This window comes from Limnospira indica PCC 8005 (genome assembly GCF_000973065.1).
Classification (GTDB): domain Bacteria; phylum Cyanobacteriota; class Cyanobacteriia; order Cyanobacteriales; family Microcoleaceae; genus Limnospira; species Limnospira fusiformis.
Genome location: NZ_FO818640.1, coordinates 605,840 through 626,587, shown reverse-complemented (window position 1 = coordinate 626,587; position 20,748 = coordinate 605,840). Strand labels below are relative to the sequence as shown.

The 20,748-nt window shown below is 45.8% G+C and carries 13 protein-coding genes and 1 pseudogene; 10 read left to right on the top strand and 4 right to left on the bottom strand.

Going from position 1 to position 20,748, the window contains the following annotated elements; genetic code table 11:
• Positions 1–117: 117 nt before the first annotated feature.
• The 5 genes and pseudogenes from rpoB (at position 118) to XZ46_RS37735 (ending at position 11,276) form a co-directional block, all read left to right on the top strand.
• Positions 118–3,426 (top strand): DNA-directed RNA polymerase subunit beta, encoded by a 3,309-nt coding sequence (gene rpoB, locus XZ46_RS02795; protein WP_008056953.1) that lies wholly within the window; start codon positions 118–120, stop codon positions 3,424–3,426.
• Between the two features lie 148 nt (positions 3,427–3,574).
• Entirely contained in the window at positions 3,575–5,467 is a 1,893-nt protein-coding gene (locus XZ46_RS02790; RefSeq protein WP_006621698.1) for a DNA-directed RNA polymerase subunit gamma, read from the top strand.
• Between the two features lie 183 nt (positions 5,468–5,650).
• Entirely contained in the window at positions 5,651–9,736 is a 4,086-nt protein-coding gene (locus XZ46_RS02785) for a DNA-directed RNA polymerase subunit beta' (protein WP_006621700.1), read from the top strand.
• A gap of 367 nt (positions 9,737–10,103) precedes the next feature.
• A pseudogene (locus tag XZ46_RS31510) lies at positions 10,104–11,047 on the top strand (IS630-like element ISAtsp7 family transposase).
• Positions 11,048–11,066: 19 nt separating this feature from the next.
• Positions 11,067–11,276 carry a hypothetical protein gene (locus tag XZ46_RS37735; RefSeq protein WP_071533530.1) on the top strand — a complete coding sequence of 70 codons (210 nt, stop codon included), beginning with the start codon at positions 11,067–11,069 and terminating at the stop codon, positions 11,274–11,276.
• On the opposite strand, the gene XZ46_RS33775 is transcribed toward XZ46_RS37735, so the two are convergent.
• From XZ46_RS33775 to XZ46_RS02765, 3 genes are all read right to left on the bottom strand, one after another.
• On the bottom strand, positions 11,223–11,381 hold the full coding sequence (locus tag XZ46_RS33775; protein ID WP_155839091.1) for a hypothetical protein: 159 nt from the start codon (positions 11,379–11,381) through the stop codon (positions 11,223–11,225). The genes XZ46_RS37735 and XZ46_RS33775 overlap by 54 nt on opposite strands.
• Positions 11,382–11,393: 12 nt before the next feature.
• A complete protein-coding gene (locus XZ46_RS02770) occupies positions 11,394–11,930 on the bottom strand; it encodes a thylakoid membrane photosystem I accumulation factor (RefSeq protein ID WP_006621704.1) in 537 nt (178 codons plus the stop codon).
• Positions 11,931–12,241: 311 nt separating this feature from the next.
• A complete protein-coding gene (locus XZ46_RS02765) occupies positions 12,242–12,472 on the bottom strand; it encodes a hypothetical protein (RefSeq protein ID WP_006667936.1) in 231 nt (76 codons plus the stop codon).
• Between the two features lie 30 nt (positions 12,473–12,502).
• On the opposite strand from XZ46_RS02765, the gene apcA reads away from it, so the two are divergent.
• From apcA to XZ46_RS02740, 4 genes are all read left to right on the top strand, one after another.
• Positions 12,503–12,988: an allophycocyanin subunit alpha gene (gene apcA, locus XZ46_RS02760; protein ID WP_006617276.1), complete on the top strand. Its 486-nt coding sequence runs from the start codon at positions 12,503–12,505 to the stop codon at positions 12,986–12,988.
• A gap of 84 nt (positions 12,989–13,072) precedes the next feature.
• Positions 13,073–13,558 (top strand): allophycocyanin subunit beta, encoded by a 486-nt coding sequence (apcB, locus tag XZ46_RS02755; RefSeq protein ID WP_006617275.1) that lies wholly within the window; start codon positions 13,073–13,075, stop codon positions 13,556–13,558.
• Between the two features lie 249 nt (positions 13,559–13,807).
• Entirely contained in the window at positions 13,808–14,011 is a 204-nt protein-coding gene (locus tag XZ46_RS02750) for a phycobilisome linker polypeptide (RefSeq protein ID WP_006617274.1), read from the top strand.
• Between the two features lie 422 nt (positions 14,012–14,433).
• Positions 14,434–15,294, top strand: a complete 861-nt coding sequence (locus XZ46_RS02740; RefSeq protein ID WP_008056960.1) for a hypothetical protein — start codon at positions 14,434–14,436, stop codon at positions 15,292–15,294.
• A 12-nt stretch (positions 15,295–15,306) separates the two neighbouring features.
• On the opposite strand, the gene XZ46_RS02735 is transcribed toward XZ46_RS02740, so the two are convergent.
• Entirely contained in the window at positions 15,307–16,050 is a 744-nt protein-coding gene (locus XZ46_RS02735) for a phycocyanobilin:ferredoxin oxidoreductase (protein ID WP_006621708.1), read from the bottom strand.
• Positions 16,051–16,385: 335 nt separating this feature from the next.
• Between XZ46_RS02735 and XZ46_RS02730 the strand changes: the two genes are divergently transcribed.
• The gene (locus tag XZ46_RS02730; protein ID WP_008056965.1) at positions 16,386–20,684 is read left to right on the top strand and encodes a DEAD/DEAH box helicase; all 4,299 of its coding nucleotides are present in this window, start codon (positions 16,386–16,388) and stop codon (positions 20,682–20,684) included.
• Positions 20,685–20,748: the final 64 nt, after the last annotated feature.

Sequence of the window (20,748 nt, the reverse complement as noted above, 5' to 3'; positions counted from 1 at the left end):
AGAGGTGGGGATATATCGATACTCAATGGGGGCGATGATGTGGTAGGGGGAACCCTGATTTCGCCTAACCCTAACATACCAGCAGACCTTGAACATCCCAGCAGACCTGTACAAACCATGACAAACACAACCCAATCCGAATCGGCATTTGGACTTCCTGATTTAATTGAAATTCAGCGATCGAGTTTTCGTTGGTTTTTAGAAACCGGGCTAATTGAAGAATTAGAAAGTTTCTCGCCCATCAGTGATTATACAGGGAAACTAGAACTGCATTTCTTAGCCAGAGATTACAAGCTGAAACAGCCCAAATATGACGTAGACGATGCCAAACGGCGGGATAGTACATACTCCGTGCAGATGTACGTCCCTACCCGACTAATTAACAAAGAAACCGGGGAGATTAAGGAGCAGGAAGTTTTTATCGGAGACCTGCCCTTAATGACCGAACGTGGCACGTTTATTATTAACGGAGCCGAGCGAGTTATTGTTAACCAAATTGTGCGGAGTCCGGGGGTATACTACAAATCGGAAATCGATAAAAATCAACGACGTACCTATAGCGCCTCCCTCATCCCGAACCGAGGCGCTTGGTTGAAATTTGAAACCGATAAAAATGATCTAGTTTGGGTAAGAATTGACAAAACTCGCAAACTGTCGGCTCAGATACTTCTGAAAGCCCTAGGATTGACGAATAACGAAATATTTGACGCATTGCGGCACCCAGACTACTTCCAAAAAACCATCGAAAAAGAAGGGGAATTTAGCGAAGAAGATGCCCTGATGGAGTTGTATCGAAAACTGCGACCAGGGGAACCTCCCACCATCACCGGGGGAGAACAACTTTTGCAGAATCGCTTCTTTGACCCGAAACGCTATGATTTGGGTCGGGTAGGACGGCATAAACTGAACCGGAAACTAAGGCTAAGTGTGCCAGATAGCACCAGAGTCCTAACTCCCACTGATATTCTATCGGCGATCGACTACCTGATTAACCTAGAATACGACATCGGCGAAACCGATGACATTGACCACCTGGGTAATCGTCGGGTGCGTTCAGTAGGGGAACTATTGCAAAACCAAATCCGAGTAGGTTTAAACCGTTTAGAAAGAATTATTCGGGAACGGATGACCGTTGGCGATGCCGAAACCCTAACCCCCGCCTCCCTAGTGAACCCGAAACCTTTGGTAGCAGCCATCAAAGAATTTTTCGGGTCTAGCCAACTGTCCCAATTTATGGACCAAACCAACCCCCTAGCGGAATTAACCCATAAACGGCGTTTATCTGCCCTAGGTCCCGGTGGCTTAACACGAGAACGGGCTGGCTTTGCTGTGCGTGATATTCACCCAAGCCACTATGGTCGTATCTGTCCCATCGAAACCCCAGAAGGACCGAACGCGGGTCTAATTGGCTCCCTGGCTACCCACGCCCGGGTTAACCCCTACGGCTTCATCGAAACCCCTTACTATCCCGTAGAAAATGGACGAGTGCGCCGAGATTTGTCTCCGGTGTATATGACGGCTGACGAGGAAGACGATTTACGGGTAGCACCAGGAGACATTAGCTATGACTCCGAGGGATATATCCTCGGCGACCTAGTTCCGGTGCGTTATCGTCAGGACTTCACCAAAACCAGCCCCGACCAAGTGGACTATGTAGCGGTTTCCCCGGTGCAAATTGTCTCGGTAGCTACCTCCCTAATTCCCTTCCTAGAACACGATGACGCTAACCGTGCGCTGATGGGTTCCAATATGCAGCGCCAAGCAGTTCCGCTGCTGCGTCCTGAACGTCCGTTTGTAGGAACGGGACTAGAAGCCCAGGCGGCGCGGGACTCAGGTATGGTGATTGTATCTCGTACTGATGGAGAAGTCAGTTATGTGGATGGCGCGAAAATTCGGGTGATTGACCCGGAAGGTTGGGAAATCGAATATGAACTGCAAAAATACCAACGGTCTAACCAAGATACCTGCTTAAACCAGCGCCCCTTAGTCTATGAAGGCGACCAAGTAGTGGCAGGTCAGGTGTTAGCTGATGGTTCCTCGACGGAAGGGGCAGAATTGGCTCTGGGTCATAACGTTTTAGTGGCCTATATGCCCTGGGAAGGCTACAACTATGAAGACGCAATCCTAATTAGTGAACGTCTGGTTTATGACGATGTTTATACGTCAATCCATATCGAAAAATTTGAGATTGAGGCGCGACAAACCAAACTAGGACCCGAAGAAATTACCCGCGAAATACCCAACGTCGGGGAAGACTCCCTGCGACAACTGGACGCTTCCGGGATTATTCGCATTGGCGCTTGGGTAGAGTCGGGAGATATTCTGGTAGGAAAAGTTACCCCGAAAGGAGAGTCGGACCAACCCCCAGAAGAAAAACTGCTGCGGGCTATCTTTGGAGAAAAAGCCAGGGATGTGCGGGATAACTCGCTGCGGGTTCCTAATGGTGAAAAAGGGCGGGTGGTCGATGTGCGGGTGTTTACCCGAGAACAAGGCGATGAACTGCCCCCAGGAGCTAATATGGTGGTGCGGGTCTATGTGGCACAAAAACGTAAAATTCAGGTGGGAGACAAAATGGCGGGCCGCCACGGTAATAAGGGGATTGTCTCGCGTATTCTTCCCATTGAAGATATGCCCTATCTCCCTGATGGTCGGCCAATGGATATCGTCCTGAATCCCCTGGGTGTGCCTAGTCGTATGAATGTAGGTCAAATCTTTGAGTGTTTGATGGGATGGGCGGGAGAAAACCTGAAACGGCGGTTTAAGGTGATCCCGTTTGATGAAATGTTTGGTCAAGAAATGTCCCGTGAGACAGTCCACAGTAAACTTAAAGAAGCCCGCGAAAAACTCAAAAAGGATTGGTTATTTAGTGAGGAATACCCAGGCAAAACTATTGTTTATGACGGCCGCACGGGAGAAGCCTTTGACCAACCGGTAACGGTGGGTATCGCTTATATCCTCAAGTTGGTTCACTTGGTGGATGATAAGATTCACGCCCGGTCTACTGGTCCTTATTCTTTGGTGACTCAACAGCCGTTGGGTGGAAAGGCACAACAAGGCGGTCAGCGGTTCGGAGAAATGGAGGTGTGGGCATTGGAAGCGTTTGGGGCAGCTTATACTTTGCAAGAGTTGCTAACGGTTAAGTCTGATGATATGGCAGGCCGTAATGAAGCTCTAAATGCGATCGTTAAAGGCAAAGCTATCCCTCGACCAGGTACGCCAGAATCGTTTAAAGTGCTGATGCGGGAGTTGCAATCTTTGTGTTTGGATATTGCAGCTCATAAGGTGGAAACTAACAAAAAGGATGGTGCTAGTAAAGATTTGGAGGTAGACCTGATGGCTGATGAGCCTCACCGGGTCAGAACACCTTCTAAGCCTACATACGATTTGAGCGTCATTGATGACGACGATCAGGGTAACCGGTTGTAGGTCAATTCATCTGCTGGGGCGGGTTCAGAAATTGGGTAGGTGGACTTGATGGCTGATTCGGAAAGCATCACCTACAAGCACCTGCCCCTCTCCGCGCACCCGCGACGATGGAACGGTTTTTTGTGTTAGCATTCAATGTACAAGAATTATGCCTAAGATAGAGCAACGTTTTGATTACGTTAAAATTGGGTTAGCGTCTCCAGAACGCATCCGACAATGGGGAGAACGTACTTTACCCAACGGTCAAGTGGTAGGGGAAGTTACCAAGCCCGAAACTATTAACTACCGTACCCTCAAGCCGGAAATGGATGGGTTGTTCTGTGAGCGTATTTTTGGACCGGCTAAGGACTGGGAATGTCACTGTGGTAAATATAAACGAGTTCGACATCGGGGGATTGTTTGCGAACGTTGCGGGGTAGAAGTTACAGAATCGCGGGTGCGACGACATCGCATGGGCTTTATTAAACTGGCGGCTCCGGTGACTCATGTTTGGTATCTCAAGGGTATTCCTAGCTATATGGCGATTTTGCTGGATATGCCTCTGCGAGATGTGGAACAGGTGGTTTATTTTAATGCCTATGTGGTATTGAATCCGGGGAATGCTGATAATCTATCCTATAAACAACTGCTGCTGGAAGAACAATGGCTGGAAATTGAGGAGCAGATTTACGCAGAAGAAGGCGAACTGGTTGGGGTGGAAGTGGGTATTGGCGCTGAGGCGATCGCCCGTTTATTGGAAGATATCCCCCTAGAAGAAGAAGCGGAAAAATTGCGAACGGATATTGCTAACGCTAAAGGTCAAAAACGCGCCAAGCTGATTAAGCGACTGCGGATCATTGATAACTTTATCGCCACCAGTTCTAAAACGGAATGGATGGTTTTAAATGTGATTCCGGTAATTCCCCCGGATTTGCGACCGATGGTTCAGTTAGATGGGGGTCGCTTTGCTACTTCTGACCTAAACGACCTCTATCGACGGGTGATTAACCGTAATAATCGCCTGGCTAGGTTGCAGGAGATTTTAGCGCCGGAAATTATTATCCGCAATGAAAAGCGAATGCTACAAGAAGCGGTGGATGCCTTAATTGATAATGGTCGCCGCGGTCGGACTGTGGTGGGTGCTAATAACCGACCTTTGAAATCTCTCTCGGATATTATTGAGGGTAAACAAGGCCGCTTCCGTCAAAACTTGCTGGGAAAACGGGTTGATTATTCGGGGCGTTCTGTGATTGTGGTGGGTCCGAATTTGAAAATGCACCAGTGCGGACTACCTCGGGAAATGGCGATCGAACTTTTCCAGCCTTTTGTGATTCATCGCCTGATTCGTCAGAATTTGGTTAATAACATTAAGGCGGCGAAAAAGTTGATTCAACGCGGCGATCCGAGTGTTTGGGATGTGTTAGAAGAGGTGATTTCTGGACACCCAGTTATGCTTAACCGTGCGCCAACTCTCCACCGCCTGGGAATTCAGGCTTTTGAACCTATGCTGGTGGAAGGAAGGGCGATTAAATTGCATCCCCTGGTCTGTCCGGCTTTTAACGCTGACTTTGACGGTGACCAAATGGCTGTTCACGTTCCTTTGTCTATTGAGGCTCAGGCGGAAGCGCGTTTGTTGATGTTGGCTAGTAATAATATTCTGTCTCCGGCTACGGGAAGACCTATTGTTACTCCTTCTCAGGATATGGTTTTGGGTTGCTATTATCTGACTGCCAAAAATCCGAAGGCGGTGCGAGGAAAAGATCGCTATTTCAGTAACCTGGAAGATGCTTGCGTGGCTTATACTCACGGTTTGCTGGATTTACACGCTGAGATTTGGGTGCGTTTTGATGGGGAGGTTGACCTAGATGAACCTGAAGAAATTGACGGAGAGGAAAAGTCGGCTGATGGAAGCAATCTGACGAAATTATACAGGGGTCAAAAAAGTGGCAATTTGACCAGGAGAGTTCGAGAAGATAAGGACGGTAACATGATTTCCCAATATGTGCGGACAACGGCTGGTCGAATTATCTTCAATAAAACCGTGCTAGATGCTCTGGTTTAACAATGATTAAAGGCAGATATGATGTCTGCCTAGAGGGGTAAGGGCGGGGGACTACGCGGAGCCATAGCCAAGGTTAATGCCGTGAACCCGCCTCTCCCCAAAAAACGCCTCGCGAGGGGAAATTCCTGGGGAAAAAATCAGGACTACGGCTTTAAAAATTTTGCACTTTGAATGTGAACTGCTATGTCTGACAATAAAAAAATCTTCCGCAACCGAGTTATCGATAAAGGTCAACTGAAAAAATTGATGACCTGGGCTTTTATGAATCATGGGAGCGCGGTCACGGCTCAAGTAGCTGATGAGTTGAAGGATTTGGGATTTAAATATGCTACGAGAGCGGGGGTTTCAATTAGTGTTGATGACCTGCAAATTCCGCAGTCAAAAAAGGATTTATTAGAGGAGGCAGAAGAGGAAATTCGGCGCACAGAACGGCGATACACGAAGGGAGAAATCACGGAAGTAGAACGTTTTCAAAAAGTAATTGATACCTGGAACGGTACGTCGGAGGCTCTGAAGGATGAAGTAGTGCGGAATTTCCGCTCGACAAATCCCCTGAACTCGGTCTATATGATGGCGTTCTCTGGTGCGCGGGGTAATATCTCCCAAGTCCGTCAATTGGTGGGAATGCGGGGTTTGATGGCTGACCCTCAAGGGGAAATTATTGACCAGCCGATTAAAACTAATTTCCGGGAAGGATTGACGGTAACAGAATATATTATCTCGTCTTACGGGGCGCGGAAAGGATTGGTAGATACGGCGCTGCGGACGGCAGATTCGGGATACTTGACCAGACGGTTGGTGGATGTGTCTCAGGATGTGATTCTGCGGGAAATTGACTGCGGTACGGAACGGGGAATCACTCTGGGAGATATGACGGACGGCGATCGCATTTTGATTCCCCTCAAAGACCGCCTTATGGGTCGCGTCTTGGGTGAGGACGTAAAAAACCCAGAGACCGGGGAAATTATTAGCTTTGGAGAAATCCGCGCTGTTCGCAATCAAGTCGTTTGTGATGACCTAGCCTCCGCTATCTGTAATGCTGGGGTGAAAAAAGTTTTTGTGCGATCGCCTCTAACCTGTGAGGCGAACAGATCCGTATGTCGCCACTGCTATGGCTGGAGTTTGGCTCATGCGGAAATGGTAGACTTAGGAGAAGCGATCGGTATTATCGCGGCTCAGTCTATCGGGGAACCGGGAACTCAGTTGACTATGCGGACCTTCCACACCGGAGGCGTATTTACCGCTGAAGCGGCTGGGTTTCTCCGCGCTCCCTTTGATGGGACTGTTAAATTTCCGAAAACTCTCCGTCTGCGTGCTTTCCGTACCCGACACGGGGATGACTCCTTCCTGGCTGAAAGCAACGGTTATCTCACGGTGGAAGGGAAAGACGGGAACAAGCGCATTAACATCAGCCAAGGCTCTACGGTGGTGGTTCACGATGGACAAGCGGTTAACGCCGACCAAGTCCTGGTGGAAATTATGGCTGGGGGACGAACCGCTCGCAAAACTACTGAAAAAGCCACTAAGGACGTAGCAACAGATTTAGCCGGAGAGGTTAAGTTTGCTGACGTTGTACCAGAAGAAAAACTCGATCGCCAAGGAAATATGACCCGCATCGCTCAACGGGGTGGCTTGCTGTGGGTCTTAGCCGGAGAAGTTTATAACTTACCCCCCGGCGCAGAACCAGTGGTCAAAAATGGCGATCGTGTGGAACCAGGTAGCGTCCTGGCTCAAACTAAACTGCAAACCGAACATGGCGGTATTGTCCGCATTACCGATGATAATGACATAGACCCCGCCACTGTAGCCACAGAAACACTCGCTGATGGTATGATCACCACCTCCTCCGGTGAGGAAAATGCTCTACCACGGGAAATTGAAATTATCACCGCCTCTGTACTTTTAGACCAGGCTTTGGTACGTCTCCAATCAGAGTTGGGACGGGAACAATATGTGATTGAAACTAACAGCAATCACCGTTTCTCCCTCAAAGTTACACCCGGTAGCAAGGTCGAAAATCATGAAGTGATCGCGGAATTGATGGATGATAGCTACCGCACCACTACTGGCGGGATTATTAAATACGCTGGCGTGGAAGTTGCTAAACGCTCCAAAGGTAAACAAGGCTATGAGGTGACTTCTGGGGGAACCTTATTATGGATTCCTGAAGAGTGTCACGAAGTGAATAAGGACATCTCTCTGTTAATCGTTGAAGATGGTCAATATGTCGAAGCCGGAACAGAGGTAGTTAAAGATATCTTCTGTCAGAGTAAAGGGGTCATTGAAGTTACCCAAAAGAACGATATCCTTCGCGAAATTGTCGTCAAACCAGGGGAATTGCATCTGGTCGATGACCCCGAAATGGTAATGGCGATCGATGGTCAAATTAAAAACGCCGGAGAAGAAGTTATACCAGGAGTTACAGCCACAGAACTTAATTATGTTGAGTATGTGGAATCTCCCGAAGGTCCCGCCTTGCTATTGCGTCCCGTCGTGGAATTTCATGTTCCAGAAACTCCCCCAGTTCCCTCCCAGGAATCCCTCAATCAGTCTATCTCTCTCCAAGCAGTACAACGTCTATCTTATAAAGACGGCGAGCGGGTTCGGTCTGTCGAAGGAGTCGAACTGTTGCGTACTCAGTTGGTAATTAACATCGGTACCGAAGCGCCTCAGTTGGCGGCTGATATCGAGTTGATTCCCGATGAAGATAATCCTGAGATTATGCGCCTCCAATTGGTGATTTTAGAGTCTTTGGTGATTCGGCGCGATATTATCGCTGATTCCACCCAAGGTAGCACCCGGACTCGCTTACTAGTCCATGATGGTCAGGAAATTGAACCAGGCGCAGTCGTCACTCGCACCGAAATTCTCGGTAAAGATGGCGGTGTCGTTGGCGGTATTCGCTCCGGTGCTGAAATTCTCCGCCGCTGTCTCATTGTTCGTGACACCGATATGATGACCATTCAACTACCCGATGGTGTCACTCCTACTGTTAAAGTCGGTCAACTGGTAGTAGAAGATTCCGAAATTGCACCTGGAGTTAAATTGTCCCAGTCTGGCCAAGTTGTGGCTATTAACCAGGATGACTCGGAAACATCAATAGTTCTCCGTATTGGAAGACCCTATCGCGTTTCCTCCGGCGCGGTTCTGCATTTGAGCGATGGCGATTTGGTCCAACGGGGTGATAATTTGGTGCTTTTGGTTTTTGAGCGACCCAAAACTGGGGATATTATTCAGGGTCTACCTCGTATTGAGGAACTTCTGGAGGCTCGTAAACCTAAAGAGGCTTGTATTTTGGCTAAACAACCCGGTACGGCTCAGCTGGAGGTTTTTGATGATTTGGTCCAGTTGCGCGTGATTGAGTCTGGCGGCGCTGCGACTGAGTATCCCCTTACTCCTGGTCAGACAGTTATTGTCTCTGATGGACAAACCGTTGATGTCGGACAGCCTCTCACTGATGGTCCGGCTAATCCTCATGAAATTCTGGAGGTGTTCTTTAACTACTATCTGGAACAGGATGGGATGGTTTATGAGGCGGCTCTCAAGAGCTTCCAAAAGTGTCAGATTTTCCTGGTTAATGAGGTTCAATCGGTTTATCAATCTCAGGGTATTGATATTTCCGACAAGCATATCGAGGTGATTGTCCGTCAGATGACCTCTAAGGTTCGCATTGATGATGGCGGTGATACTACTACTCTTCCGGGAGAGTTGACGGAACTTCGTCAGGTTGAACAGGTCAATGAGGCTATGTTTATTACTGGCGGCGCTCCCGCTCGCTATACTCCTGTTCTGTTGGGGATTACTAAGGCTTCTCTCAATACTGACAGCTTTATCTCCGCCGCTAGTTTCCAAGAGACTACTCGCGTCTTAACTGAAGCTGCTATTGAGGGTAAGTCGGACTGGTTGCGAGGTCTCAAGGAAAATGTCATCATCGGACGACTAATTCCTGCTGGTAGCGGTTTTAATGCTTATGAAGACCCGGTTTTGGCGGAAGAGTCGGTTATGGATGAGGAACCTTACAGCTACCTCGAAGATGATGTTAATAATGATGATTTGCGGGAAGATGTAATTCTTGATGACCACTCGGCTCGCGCCTACAGTGACCAGGCTATGTTCTCTGATGACCTCGTAGATAATGAGGATGATGAGGATAATGAGTTTGCTATCAATGATGATTCTGATAATTTCCCTTTAATTGATGACGACGATGAAGAACCTTTCTCGTCTGCTATCATCACTGATGACATCCTTGATGACGACGATTTCTAACACCGTGCCTAATTAGGCAATAAACAAGAGTAGAGACAAAGCGTACCTTGTCTCTACTTTTTTGTTACGGAAGTTATGTTAAGTTTTGTAACGAAAAATTAACAAATGCTGCAAAAATTTTTTTTTGGGGGGAGTGGTTGCTTTTTGCGGGGAGTTATGGTATACTGCTAAATAATTCAGATATTGGAAATTTTAATAATTTAACACAAATTACAATTATAAAAAAGTATATCTTGATGATATAGCATTAGTCAAGGTGGTTAGGACGCAGCTTGACTAATGCTATACCCGATGATACAGCCTTTACACAAAACACAAAGTACAGTATAATGTATGGCTATTGTATCAGTTATCACAACCAACTACCATGAGCCGTTACTCTTTAGATTTTCGGAAAAAGATAGTAGAAGCCTATGAAAAAGGAGACACTTCTATCCGAAAAGTAGCGAAACGCTTTTTGGTGAGTCCAGACACGGTAAGGCGACTGGTCAAACAGTATCGATTAACGGGAGACTTATCTCCTCGTAAGTGTGGCACTAAAAAGAAAAGCATTTTATCTAAGCATGAGGAAGCCGTGATAGATATTGTGGAAGCCCACCCCGACCTGACCTTATGGCAATATAGTGAGAAGCTCAGAGACAAGCTGGGCATAAATGTCAGTACGACCATGATAGATAGATTTTTAAAGCAGCACGATATAAGTCTCAAAAAAAAACATACAGGAGCGAAAAAGTAGTAACTGAAGAAGTACAGAAAGCGCGAGTAGATTATTGGTAAAGAATTAGAGATGTGGCTCCTGAAAAGCTTGTGTTTATTGATGAAAGTGGGTTATGGGTAGGGATGAGCAGACCGTTAGCCAGAGCGACGAAAGGGAAAAAAGTCTATGAACTGCGGAAATCCTATCGAGGTCAAAAAATGACAATAATTGGTGCAATTAAGCTCTCCGGAGTGGTAGCGACTCAAACATTAGAAGGGTCCATGAAAAAAGAGGATTTTCTCCAATTCATCAAGTTAGATTTATTGCCAAAATTAAAAAAAGGAGATGTAGTGGTAATGGATAACTGAAATTCTCATCATCGAGAAGAAGTCAAAGAAATGATAGAGTCAGTAGGAGCCAGGGTAGAATATCTGCCGGTGTATTCCCCTGAGTTTAACCCGATAGAGATGATGTGGTCACAGCTCAAAAGTTTAGTGTGCAAGTTCAGGACGGAGACCATGGAATTATTAGTGAGATTGGTAGAAGTGGCGGTAAGCCTTGTGGATTTACAGTGTTTGAATAACTGGTTTACCAAGTGTTGTTACTGTGCTTAATGATTGAGATAAAGGCTGTATAGTCAAGCTGGGGACTGATGGCATTACGGTTTTTTTAGTCTGGCAATTAATGAAGCAAAACCAGAAACTGATATCAGAGGTTAACTCCAGAGACAACGAATTAATGAAGCTGATTTACACAATCCTAAATCAATATAGGCAGTACCCAACAGGATTAAGCGATCGCACTAGCCGGATTAACCGTCCCAGGGGAGAAAGCAAGGAGTAAGTTATCAGACTGACCCAATGGAAGGTAGCCTACTGGGAAAATGGACAAAACAAGTACAAATTCCCAGTTAGGACAAAAAAGCGATCGCATTAAGTCCCTTGACACCAATCTGGACTTCTACAATTCCAAGACAAAGGTGAACGCTTCACTATTAATCTCATTAACGGGTTTGCGTCGCAGTTCTACAGATTTCTCACGGGGTAATAAGTCGAATACTTCCCGGAATACATCATCTACCTTTTCATAGGCGACTAGCCCCACCTCATCTAACACGACATCTCCTGATTGGTCAATTATCACTGTTTGGGGAACATATCCTCGATAGTAATGACCCGGTTCCGTGGGAGGTAGGGACGAGTCCATGGGGATTGAATCAATATTAACTGGGATAAAGTCCGCAGCCCTTCCGTAATACTCTTGTAGTTGCGATACTGTTGTCGAAAATACTTTGCAGTCGCGGCTGTCGTCCAGGAAAAAAACTAGCAATGCTGGTTTATGGAGTCTCAAAGACTGGGACAGTTCAACTCGTGGCGGCACCAGAGACCCATTACCGCCATAAAGAGCAAAAATGTTGCCATCAAACTTATCATCGTCAATATTTGCTAAAGCTGGACCAGTTCCCAGGGGAAATGTTAGCAAGGCAGCTAAGGCCATGATTAGTAAGCCCCTGGGTATGAGTCGGAGGTTGAATGTTATTGGGTTGGAGTTCAGCACTGTCATCAGTTAATTGAGAGTCCTAGCTTTCGGAATTGTTACAATCTTTTAACGACATTTTACAACAGCGATCGCCAAGATTATGACCCGAATATTCAGCCAGTATCGGGAAAATCACCGCCGGATTTGGCCATTTACCTCAGTCCCTCGTCCCTAATTATTAAGTTTTTCCCCATGAAATGTTAAAAACTATTACAAATATACTAATAATGTGAACATAATGCCTCAAAATACATTTCGAGGTAGTCATGTCATGAGGTTTCATTTGGGGGACCAAATAGGGACACCCGAAACTCGTGGCGGCGTATAATCAAATACGCCCGATCGCGATCGATAAATGACTCGGCAATCTTGGTAATAGCCAAAAGTTGCCTGCTCAGGAGAAGTTGCCTGCTAACCGCCACCTGTGGCAGGTTAAATGGTACTTCCCAAAGCTGAGGAGCCACGACACCGGGCTGACCGAAAGTCGTAGGCTTCATCATGAACACATTAGCTAAACCCTGTGGTAGAAAATGAGTATCGTTACCAAATCCATCGTCAATGCAGACGCTGAAGCGCGTTATCTGAGCCCTGGTGAATTAGATCGGATCAAATCCTTTGTTACCTCTGGCGAACGCCGGGTTCGGATTGCTGAAACCATGACAGGTGCTCGTGAGCGCATCATCAAGGAAGCAGGAAACCAACTTTTCCAAAAACGTCCTGATGTAGTCTCTCCCGGTGGAAATGCCTACGGTGAGGAAATGACTGCCACCTGCCTGCGGGATCTAGACTACTACCTGCGTCTGATCACCTACGGAATTGTTGCTGGCGATGTTACCCCCATTGAAGAAATCGGGGTTGTAGGTGTTCGCGAAATGTACAAATCTCTTGGTACTCCCATCGAAGCAGTAGCTGAAGGTGTACGGGCTATGAAGAGTGTAGCCACTTCCCTGCTGTCTGGAGAAGACGCAGCCGAAGCAGGTGCTTACTTCGACTACCTAATTGGTGCAATGTCATAAGCACTGGCGATTATCTCTTATTAATCGACCAAGATTCATCTAAACAATTCCTAGATCAAGCGACCATTAGCAAACGAAACCATCATGCAAGACGCAATCACTTCCGTAATCAACTCCTCTGACGTTCAAGGTAAATACCTGGATGCTAGCGCTATCCAAAAACTGAAAGCCTATTTCGCTACTGGTGAACTGCGCGTTCGTGCAGCAACCACCATCAGCGCTAATGCAGCTAACATCGTTAAGGAAGCAGTTGCTAAGTCTCTGCTGTACTCCGATATCACCCGTCCCGGTGGTAATATGTACACCACTCGTCGCTATGCTGCTTGCATCCGTGACCTGGACTACTACCTCCGCTATGCTACCTATGCTATGCTGGCTGGCGATCCTTCCATCCTGGATGAGCGTGTACTCAATGGCCTGAAAGAAACTTATAACTCTTTGGGTGTACCCATTGGCGCTACCGTTCAAGCTATCCAAGCTATGAAAGAAGTTACTGCTGGCTTAGTTGGTGCTGATGCTGGTAAGGAAATGGGCATTTACTTTGATTACATCTGCTCTGGCTTGAGCTAAGACTGCTCACAGAGGAAGCTAGAATGTAGTCATCCCCTTTGGAAATACTACAGTCTTGGTTCTTCAATTCCTATAAACTTAGGGCCAGGGAAGTCTGAAGTGAGTGCTAGACCGCCAAAGGCTTGTCTGTATCATTGATAAGTTTTAGCGAGCTAGTATTGGCTTATGACTCCCGGCCTTTAGTCATTTGATAAATATTACTGTCAAATACTGTCAAAATTGCTGACTTAACTCAGGAGCAAGATAATCATGAGATCTTTCAAAGTAACAGCTTGCGTTCCCAGCCAAACACGGATTCGCACTCAGCGTGAGTTACAAAATACCTATTTCACTAAGCTGGTTCCCTATGACAACTGGTTCCGGGAACAGCAACGGATTATGAAAATGGGTGGAAAAATTGTCAAAGTTGAATTAGCCACTGGGAAGCCGGGAACTAATACAGGACTGCTGTGATCATAGTGGAAACGCCAACCGCCTTGGCGGTGTGGCGTGTTTAGTTCACCCGCTCAATTTCGCTACAATTGCGATCGGGTGTATATATGCCAATAGCAATCAGCGCTATATATCTAAAAATTAATTTAACTTCATCTTTTTGGACACTTGTGGCTAGGTGGGCTTGTATATTGATGGCCCCGTTTCTCACCACCACGAGTGGCTTTTCTGCTTGTATAATTAGAGAAATACACTTGACCAACAGAACTAATCACCTATCACGAGTAGATATAAGGGGTGCGTTTGGTCACTTATTCGCTCAAGTCCAGGAAACTGCTAGATCCGAAATACCTTCGAGGAATCCCTGTCCCCCGGCTTAAATAGTCAATATTTAAATGTAAAATTCCCCTGGGGAAGTATGTCAACCTTATTGATGATTGCTGATGGATAATAGTACAAATTTCGTTGAATCTATATTAGCACAAACTCCTTCCGAAAATCCTACCACTAATCTGAGTAATAAAGTCACCTCAGAAATGTTGTGGATGGGGGCTACAGGTTTGATGCTAATAATACTGATTGTAGTCTCAGTCATTTATAACTCTAAAAACAAAGGTCTTGCCAAGCAGTTGAAAATGGAGACCTTTAGAAATAAAGAACTCCATAAAAAATATAAATTAGCCTTGGCGACTATTTCTAAAATGGAGAAAAACCCAGACTTAATTCACTCCAGGGAATTTAACCTTGATTATCTCAGGATGAGAATGTCTGAGGATGTTTTCCATTATGCCATCATTGTTCAAATTAAGATGAAGGTCAAGCAGCAAATAGCTGTGGCTCTGCGACCTACACAGGCGGCTGTGGGAGAAAAAAGTAATGCTGGTCAAGGTCGCCAAGTTGATTCAATTTTTGATGTTGAATACGACACAGGAGACCCTGAACATAGCAAAAAACGGGTATTATTTCGGATACAAATTAGGTTGATGAAATTACCCACGCAAGCAACTTCAACGACTATTAATCAGATTATTGACTGCTTGGAAACCTATTTGAGTCCCTCGGATGACCATGATAATTGGCAACCGACAATTCAGGGGAGAATTGCCCATATTGAATGGGACCAAAAAGCCAAACCTACTCCCCTATTAGTGTTAGAACAATCTAACGAAGGCATGAATGTTACGTTCCGTACTAATAGGAAACTCCCGGAAAGTCAGGGTAAAACTCCCTTACCAGCATCAGGTCGCAACAAGTCTAAACGCCGTAAAACTACTTCGAGTGGTAACACTCATTTTACCCCTTAACTGTGGCTGGTCTCAGTCTTCAGGAGTATCAAATAAAACTGTGGTCATATAGCGTTCTGCCCATTCCTCGCCAAAGGCTTTTTCGAGGACGCGCCTGGTCTTATCGTTTTGCTGTTGTTGTTGACAGTAGTGGCGTTGAGCGTTGATCATGTGAATTTGTTGCTCTGGGGAAACTGGAGTTTGAGCGATCGCACTTTGACAGTGTAGTTCCATATAAGTCTCAACCCGACTCAGAAACAGGTTTTCCTCTTGCTCATTTGCCGGACGCACAAACAGACAAAACTCGGAAAAAATATCCCCCCAGGCGGGAATATCACGGGGTTGAGAAAAATGATTTTGGGGTAATTCTTGCAGGACTCGGTGATAATTTTCGGGTAAAGTGCGATCGCCATTCATGGGCGACAAATCCACAATCGCCGCCCCAATTCTACCACGTCCCCCCACCAAATCCGTACCAAACATAGGCAGAGCATAGGAACTGCGGGGAAACATCACACAATGGAGAATATCCAAACCACTACCCACCTTAGCCAATTCCAAGTGCATCTTACGAAACTGTGGAGTTTGATAGCAGCGATTTTCAATAGTCAACCTTTCCCCTTCTAATCGCCCCTCAATATATCCTAAATCATCAGGCAGATGATAGGGTTGCAGATCCAAATACTGACCCCACAGGCGTTCAATACTGTTCGCCAATCTACGAATTAACGGGTGTTGTTGTTCCCGCAAAGAATTTTGGTTGTAAGTTGATTGCATTCTCAAACCTAATTAAAACAGCCGTTCCCAAAAAAGCAAGTTATGAATATTGTAAGTCCCCCTGAACAACTATGTGCATCAGCCAGGAAGCGTCGGCCCAATTATTTCAGTGAACCCGCCACAGCCCAATTTATGTTAAAGGGAGACAAGCGACAGCAGTTTCTGAAACCATACCCCTGCTTAGGTTTCAGCCTATCACCTTAGACCTGAGCCGGAATGTTTCGGATACTTATACGGTTATTATCACACAATTAGTGGGTATCTGTAAGTATAATTAGTTAGATTTGCTGTAATTCGTTTGCACTCCCTGGGTTAATTGGAAATCCGCAAGACCTATGTATATTTACACTACCCCCAGGTTTGATCAACAAGCCAAACAATTTGGTATTCAGGGTCAGATTGCAGAATTAGTGGTAGCCATTCAGACCCAGGGCAGTTCTGCTGTCCATGCCTATTTTAACTGGAATTATCCCTATCTGAAGCGGCCTGTCCGTAATCTGAGACTGCTAGGGAAAATCTTTCCTTTTAAGAATGAGCGAGTATTGTGTTTACTGGATGTTTTGACTAGGGGGGGTAATGAATATGAGTCTTTTCTGCAAAACCCCGAAGACTACGGGAAAAAGCATTTAGACCCTCTAGTTTATTATACTGACCTGGAAAATAGTATCAAAGGCCAAAAAGAAAGACAAAAAGGGCCTTTACGTCCAAAATTTTTACCAGAAATCTATCACGGTTGGCTACAACGACCTACCTGGACTCGCAACACAGACGATCGTATTATTTGTGAAGGTGAGGTCTGGGTCAAACAATTTCAGCAGCAGGAAACTCGCGACCAATGGCAGAGTTATGGTGAAATTGTCCTAGCCATTGTCGAAGGACAGGAGGCAAAACAGGACACTTCCTGGCCAAATTTATACTTAACCCGTAAACCAGACAGTAGTAATTATGTCCTCTATAGCCATTTAGAGACAGCCGACGGCTTACCTCGTCGGGTAGTGTTCTTAGTAGCCAGTTTTGATAGTCCACCCCAGCCCGGCGATATTGAGGCGGTGCTACAACAGACCCGTCTGTTAACTCTCGACTTTCCCCAGGGTATTTTTTCCACACCCATTACATTTGATATTCTCTCGCGTTATACCCGTCGCGCTTATCCAGACTATTTAGTCCTAGATCGGGAAATTTGGCTAGAAATTGAAGCAGATAATGGTATTAATTTAGCCCTTTCTGTGGAAGAAGAAAGAATTTTACATGAACTTTCTAGCCCGGATTCTGAAAATTCTCTACCGTTATTTATTAATGGTCGCGCGGGGAGTGGCAAATCAACCATGTTGGTTTATTTGTTTGCTGAATACTGCGATCGCTACCGGAAAATTTATGCTCAAAAACTCCCAGAAAAAGTCATTAAACCACTATTTTTGACTTATAATGAACGTCTGCTAACTCGCGCGAAACAAGGGGTAGAAAAGCTGCTAATAACTAACTATAAGTTCATGCTCAACAGCAGTAATTTGAAGAAAAAACCCCCCTTAGAACCTTGCTTTCAATCCTTCCAAGATTTTCTAATTAATTTACTTCCTCCAGAAGAAAGCGACAAATTTGATCGCGATCGCTATATCTCCTTTTACGACTTCCGCCAACACTGTACCCATCGCCAAAAACGCTACTCTCCCGAATTATGCTGGCATATTATCCGCACATTTATCAAAGGCTATAGCCTCGTCACTCAAAACGATGAATACATGACCCCAGAGGATTATGATGATGTTCCTCGCCGAGAAAAAACCATTTCCTCAGAAGTCTTTGATGCCATTTATAAACAGGTATGGCCATGGTACTATAAACTAACCCATGATGGTGGCTATTGGGATGACCAAGACTTAATCCGGCGAGTCCTGCAAGTCCAAGGTGATAACCTCCCCAAATATACAGCCATTTTTTGTGATGAAGCCCAGGATTTCACCAAGTTAGAACTATTGCTAATCGTCAAACTCTCTCTATTTTCCGACTCAGTTATGTATCCCCCCATTCCCAGTTTACCCTTTGCCTTTGCGGGGGACCCATTTCAGACCCTTAACCCCACCGGATTTCGTTGGCAAAGCGTCAAAGCCACATTTTTTGATCAGGTAATTTCTCACCTAGATCCTGACCAAAAACTCAATCTAGGAATGTCATTTTATGAACTAGAATCTAATTACAGATCCAGCCCAGCCATAGTCAAAATGACCAATTTAATTCACCTATGGCGGCATCTAGTTTTTAAAATTCCCAAACTCAAACCCCAGGAAGCATGGCAACCAATAGCCAATGCTCGTCATCCCCAAAAATTCATCTTTGGTCAGCGTAATTTTTCCGTAAATGACCTCAAAAGCCACATCGAAAAATCCCCCATTTTTATTGTACCATGTGAAGCAAACGGCGAATTAACATATATCAGAAATGATGATTTTTTATCTTCGTTATATCCGGGAGCCAGCGAAACCAATCCCCCGAAAAATGTGTTAAGTGCCATTCAAGCCAAAGGCTTAGAATTCCCCCTAGTAATTTTATATAAATTTGGCGAACAGTTTGCCAAGGAATTTGGGCGATCGCTTTGGGATTATATCAATTTAGACCAAGAACATCCCTTAGAATTAGAGTATTTTTTCAATAAATTATATGTAGCAGCCAGTCGAGGAATCACTAACCTAATAGTCATTGACACAGAAGCTGGAGACCGCCTCCTCTGGCAATATGCAACCACAGACTCGTTGCACCAATCTGCATACCAACTAGAACAATGTTTAGCTGCATCAGACGATCGCCAAATTTGGTACGGCTATATAGGCGGTTTAAATTGGGGCGATAGTCTCGAAAATCTCGATCTCGATCACCGGGAATTACAAGCCCAAGAATTTGAAGAAAACGGCCGAATGCAGAAAGATCCAGTTTCCCTGCGACGGGCTAAACAGTTCTATCTCGAACTCGGAAAGGAACAAGAAGCCCTACTATGTGAAGCCTGGGCTCTGAGATTCGATCGCCGATTTCGAGAAGCCGGGCTATTGTTCTATCGCCGTGGTGAAAATGACGCAGCCTGGGAATGTTTCTGGCATGGTCTATGTTGGCAAGCCCTACTCAACTGGTATCACCAATTCCCTGAATCAAGACCAGCAGAACGTCCCCTAGTAGAATTCATGGCAACCCCCACCAAAACCTTAGCTGTGGTCTTTGCATTTACCCTGTTTTTAGAAGAAGTCCTAGCCCAAAAATCTACTACCGACCCGGGAAAAGTCAGTTTATCCAATTATGTAGGATCAAATGCCAGTACCCAGTATAGTTCTGGGCGCCCCCACCTCGGTTCTCGCACGCCGGACCACAACCGCAAACCCTGGAAAGCTGCCATTTCTGAATATGCCAGCAGAATCAAACGTTTGATGGCCGAAAAGCGATTATCTCTCCCCCAATGGCAAAGATTTGGTGATGTATTGGAAGCCTTAGATGAAGCCAAATATGATGGCCTCCTAGATATTGCTGGGGAATGCTTCTATCGAGCCAAAAACTTGCGGCGGGCGGTCCGCTGTTGGCAGCGTTGTGGGTCTACTGACCGACGGGAATATAATATTGCTTTAGCTGATGTATTAGGCTTCCCAGAAGGTTTGGCTTATTTGGAACGAGCCGGAAATAGCGATCGCATTATTGCTGAATGGGAACGCGCCGGTCGTCCCGTCACCGCCCAGTGGTTAAAATATGGCGAATGTGTTAGACGCGCTTTACTTGCACAAAATCGCTACCGTGACTGGGTAGAATATTTGATGCGCTCCCGACAATGGTCTGATGCGATCGCCGCCTTAGAAGAGTGTTCTCCATCCGAAATCAAGAGCTTACAGTTTGAGTTAATCCGACAACTGGCTCGCTCTAATTTGACCCCACAACAGGTCCGCATTGCTCGCTCTCGCTATATGACCCTCATAGACCAAGTATTATCTAATTCCGATTGGAAAACCTATCTAGCAGTTCCCGAAGTCGGCATAGTCCTCGAAAGAATTGGCGATTTGGTGCGGACTTTACGATTTTATGAGCAGTTTGTTCAAGCCGAAAACCTGCATTTAAAGGTGTTTGCTCGACAACGTTGGATTGTTAATAAAATTAAACAGCAAAATTATGCGGCCAACGTTGACACTAGGCGGGCTGTCGCTATTCAGGAGGAGATTAACCGCAAAGCCTCTGATTGGAGGATTGATTTAGACGCTTTACCTACCGATCTGCCACCCATAGACCGTTTGACAGTCCATAAATCCCAGCAAGCCGCTATCAATCTTGTCCAAGGGTTGCCCCCTGGAGTGCAGCTAAATCTTTCCTCTTCCGATGGTCATGCTTATAGTTTCCGTATTGATTCCATTGAAGTGCGGGTCGTTAAACGCGATCACCTCCTCAAGGCGACAATTACCGATCTGCATACTCTCAATTTGCTACAAATCGAGGTTGATAGTCGCGGCGGTAGGGTCTGTATTGGCAATATGTTTGTCGAAGCGGATGATGGTCAGCGTCTTTTGTTTCAAGGTCCTGTTACTGGCTGTAGTGGCGCGATTATCTATCGTCAGAGTCCCCCATTGGTTCAACTAAAGTTACCCAATCACCCTGATACTATTGTTTTTTAGCAATTTGTTATCTTTGGGCGTGCATCACATCCCTAGGGGCGGGTTCTCCCATCCATCCTCTATT

Excerpts from the sequence above, each read along its gene's own strand:
- rpoB (WP_008056953.1), top strand. The coding sequence starts at position 118 with ATGACAAACACAACCCAATCCGAATCGGCATTTGGACTTCCTGATTTA.
- XZ46_RS02790 (WP_006621698.1), top strand. The coding sequence starts at position 3,575 with ATGCCTAAGATAGAGCAACGTTTTGATTACGTTAAAATTGGGTTAGCG.
- XZ46_RS02785 (WP_006621700.1), top strand. The coding sequence starts at position 5,651 with ATGTCTGACAATAAAAAAATCTTCCGCAACCGAGTTATCGATAAAGGT.
- XZ46_RS02770 (WP_006621704.1), bottom strand. The coding sequence starts at position 11,930 with ATGGCCTTAGCTGCCTTGCTAACATTTCCCCTGGGAACTGGTCCAGCT.
- XZ46_RS02765 (WP_006667936.1), bottom strand. The coding sequence starts at position 12,472 with ATGATGAAGCCTACGACTTTCGGTCAGCCCGGTGTCGTGGCTCCTCAG.
- apcA (WP_006617276.1), top strand. The coding sequence starts at position 12,503 with ATGAGTATCGTTACCAAATCCATCGTCAATGCAGACGCTGAAGCGCGT.
- apcB (WP_006617275.1), top strand. The coding sequence starts at position 13,073 with ATGCAAGACGCAATCACTTCCGTAATCAACTCCTCTGACGTTCAAGGT.
- XZ46_RS02750 (WP_006617274.1), top strand. The coding sequence starts at position 13,808 with ATGAGATCTTTCAAAGTAACAGCTTGCGTTCCCAGCCAAACACGGATT.
- XZ46_RS02740 (WP_008056960.1), top strand. The coding sequence starts at position 14,434 with ATGGATAATAGTACAAATTTCGTTGAATCTATATTAGCACAAACTCCT.
- XZ46_RS02735 (WP_006621708.1), bottom strand. The coding sequence starts at position 16,050 with ATGCAATCAACTTACAACCAAAATTCTTTGCGGGAACAACAACACCCG.
- XZ46_RS02730 (WP_008056965.1), top strand. The coding sequence starts at position 16,386 with ATGTATATTTACACTACCCCCAGGTTTGATCAACAAGCCAAACAATTT.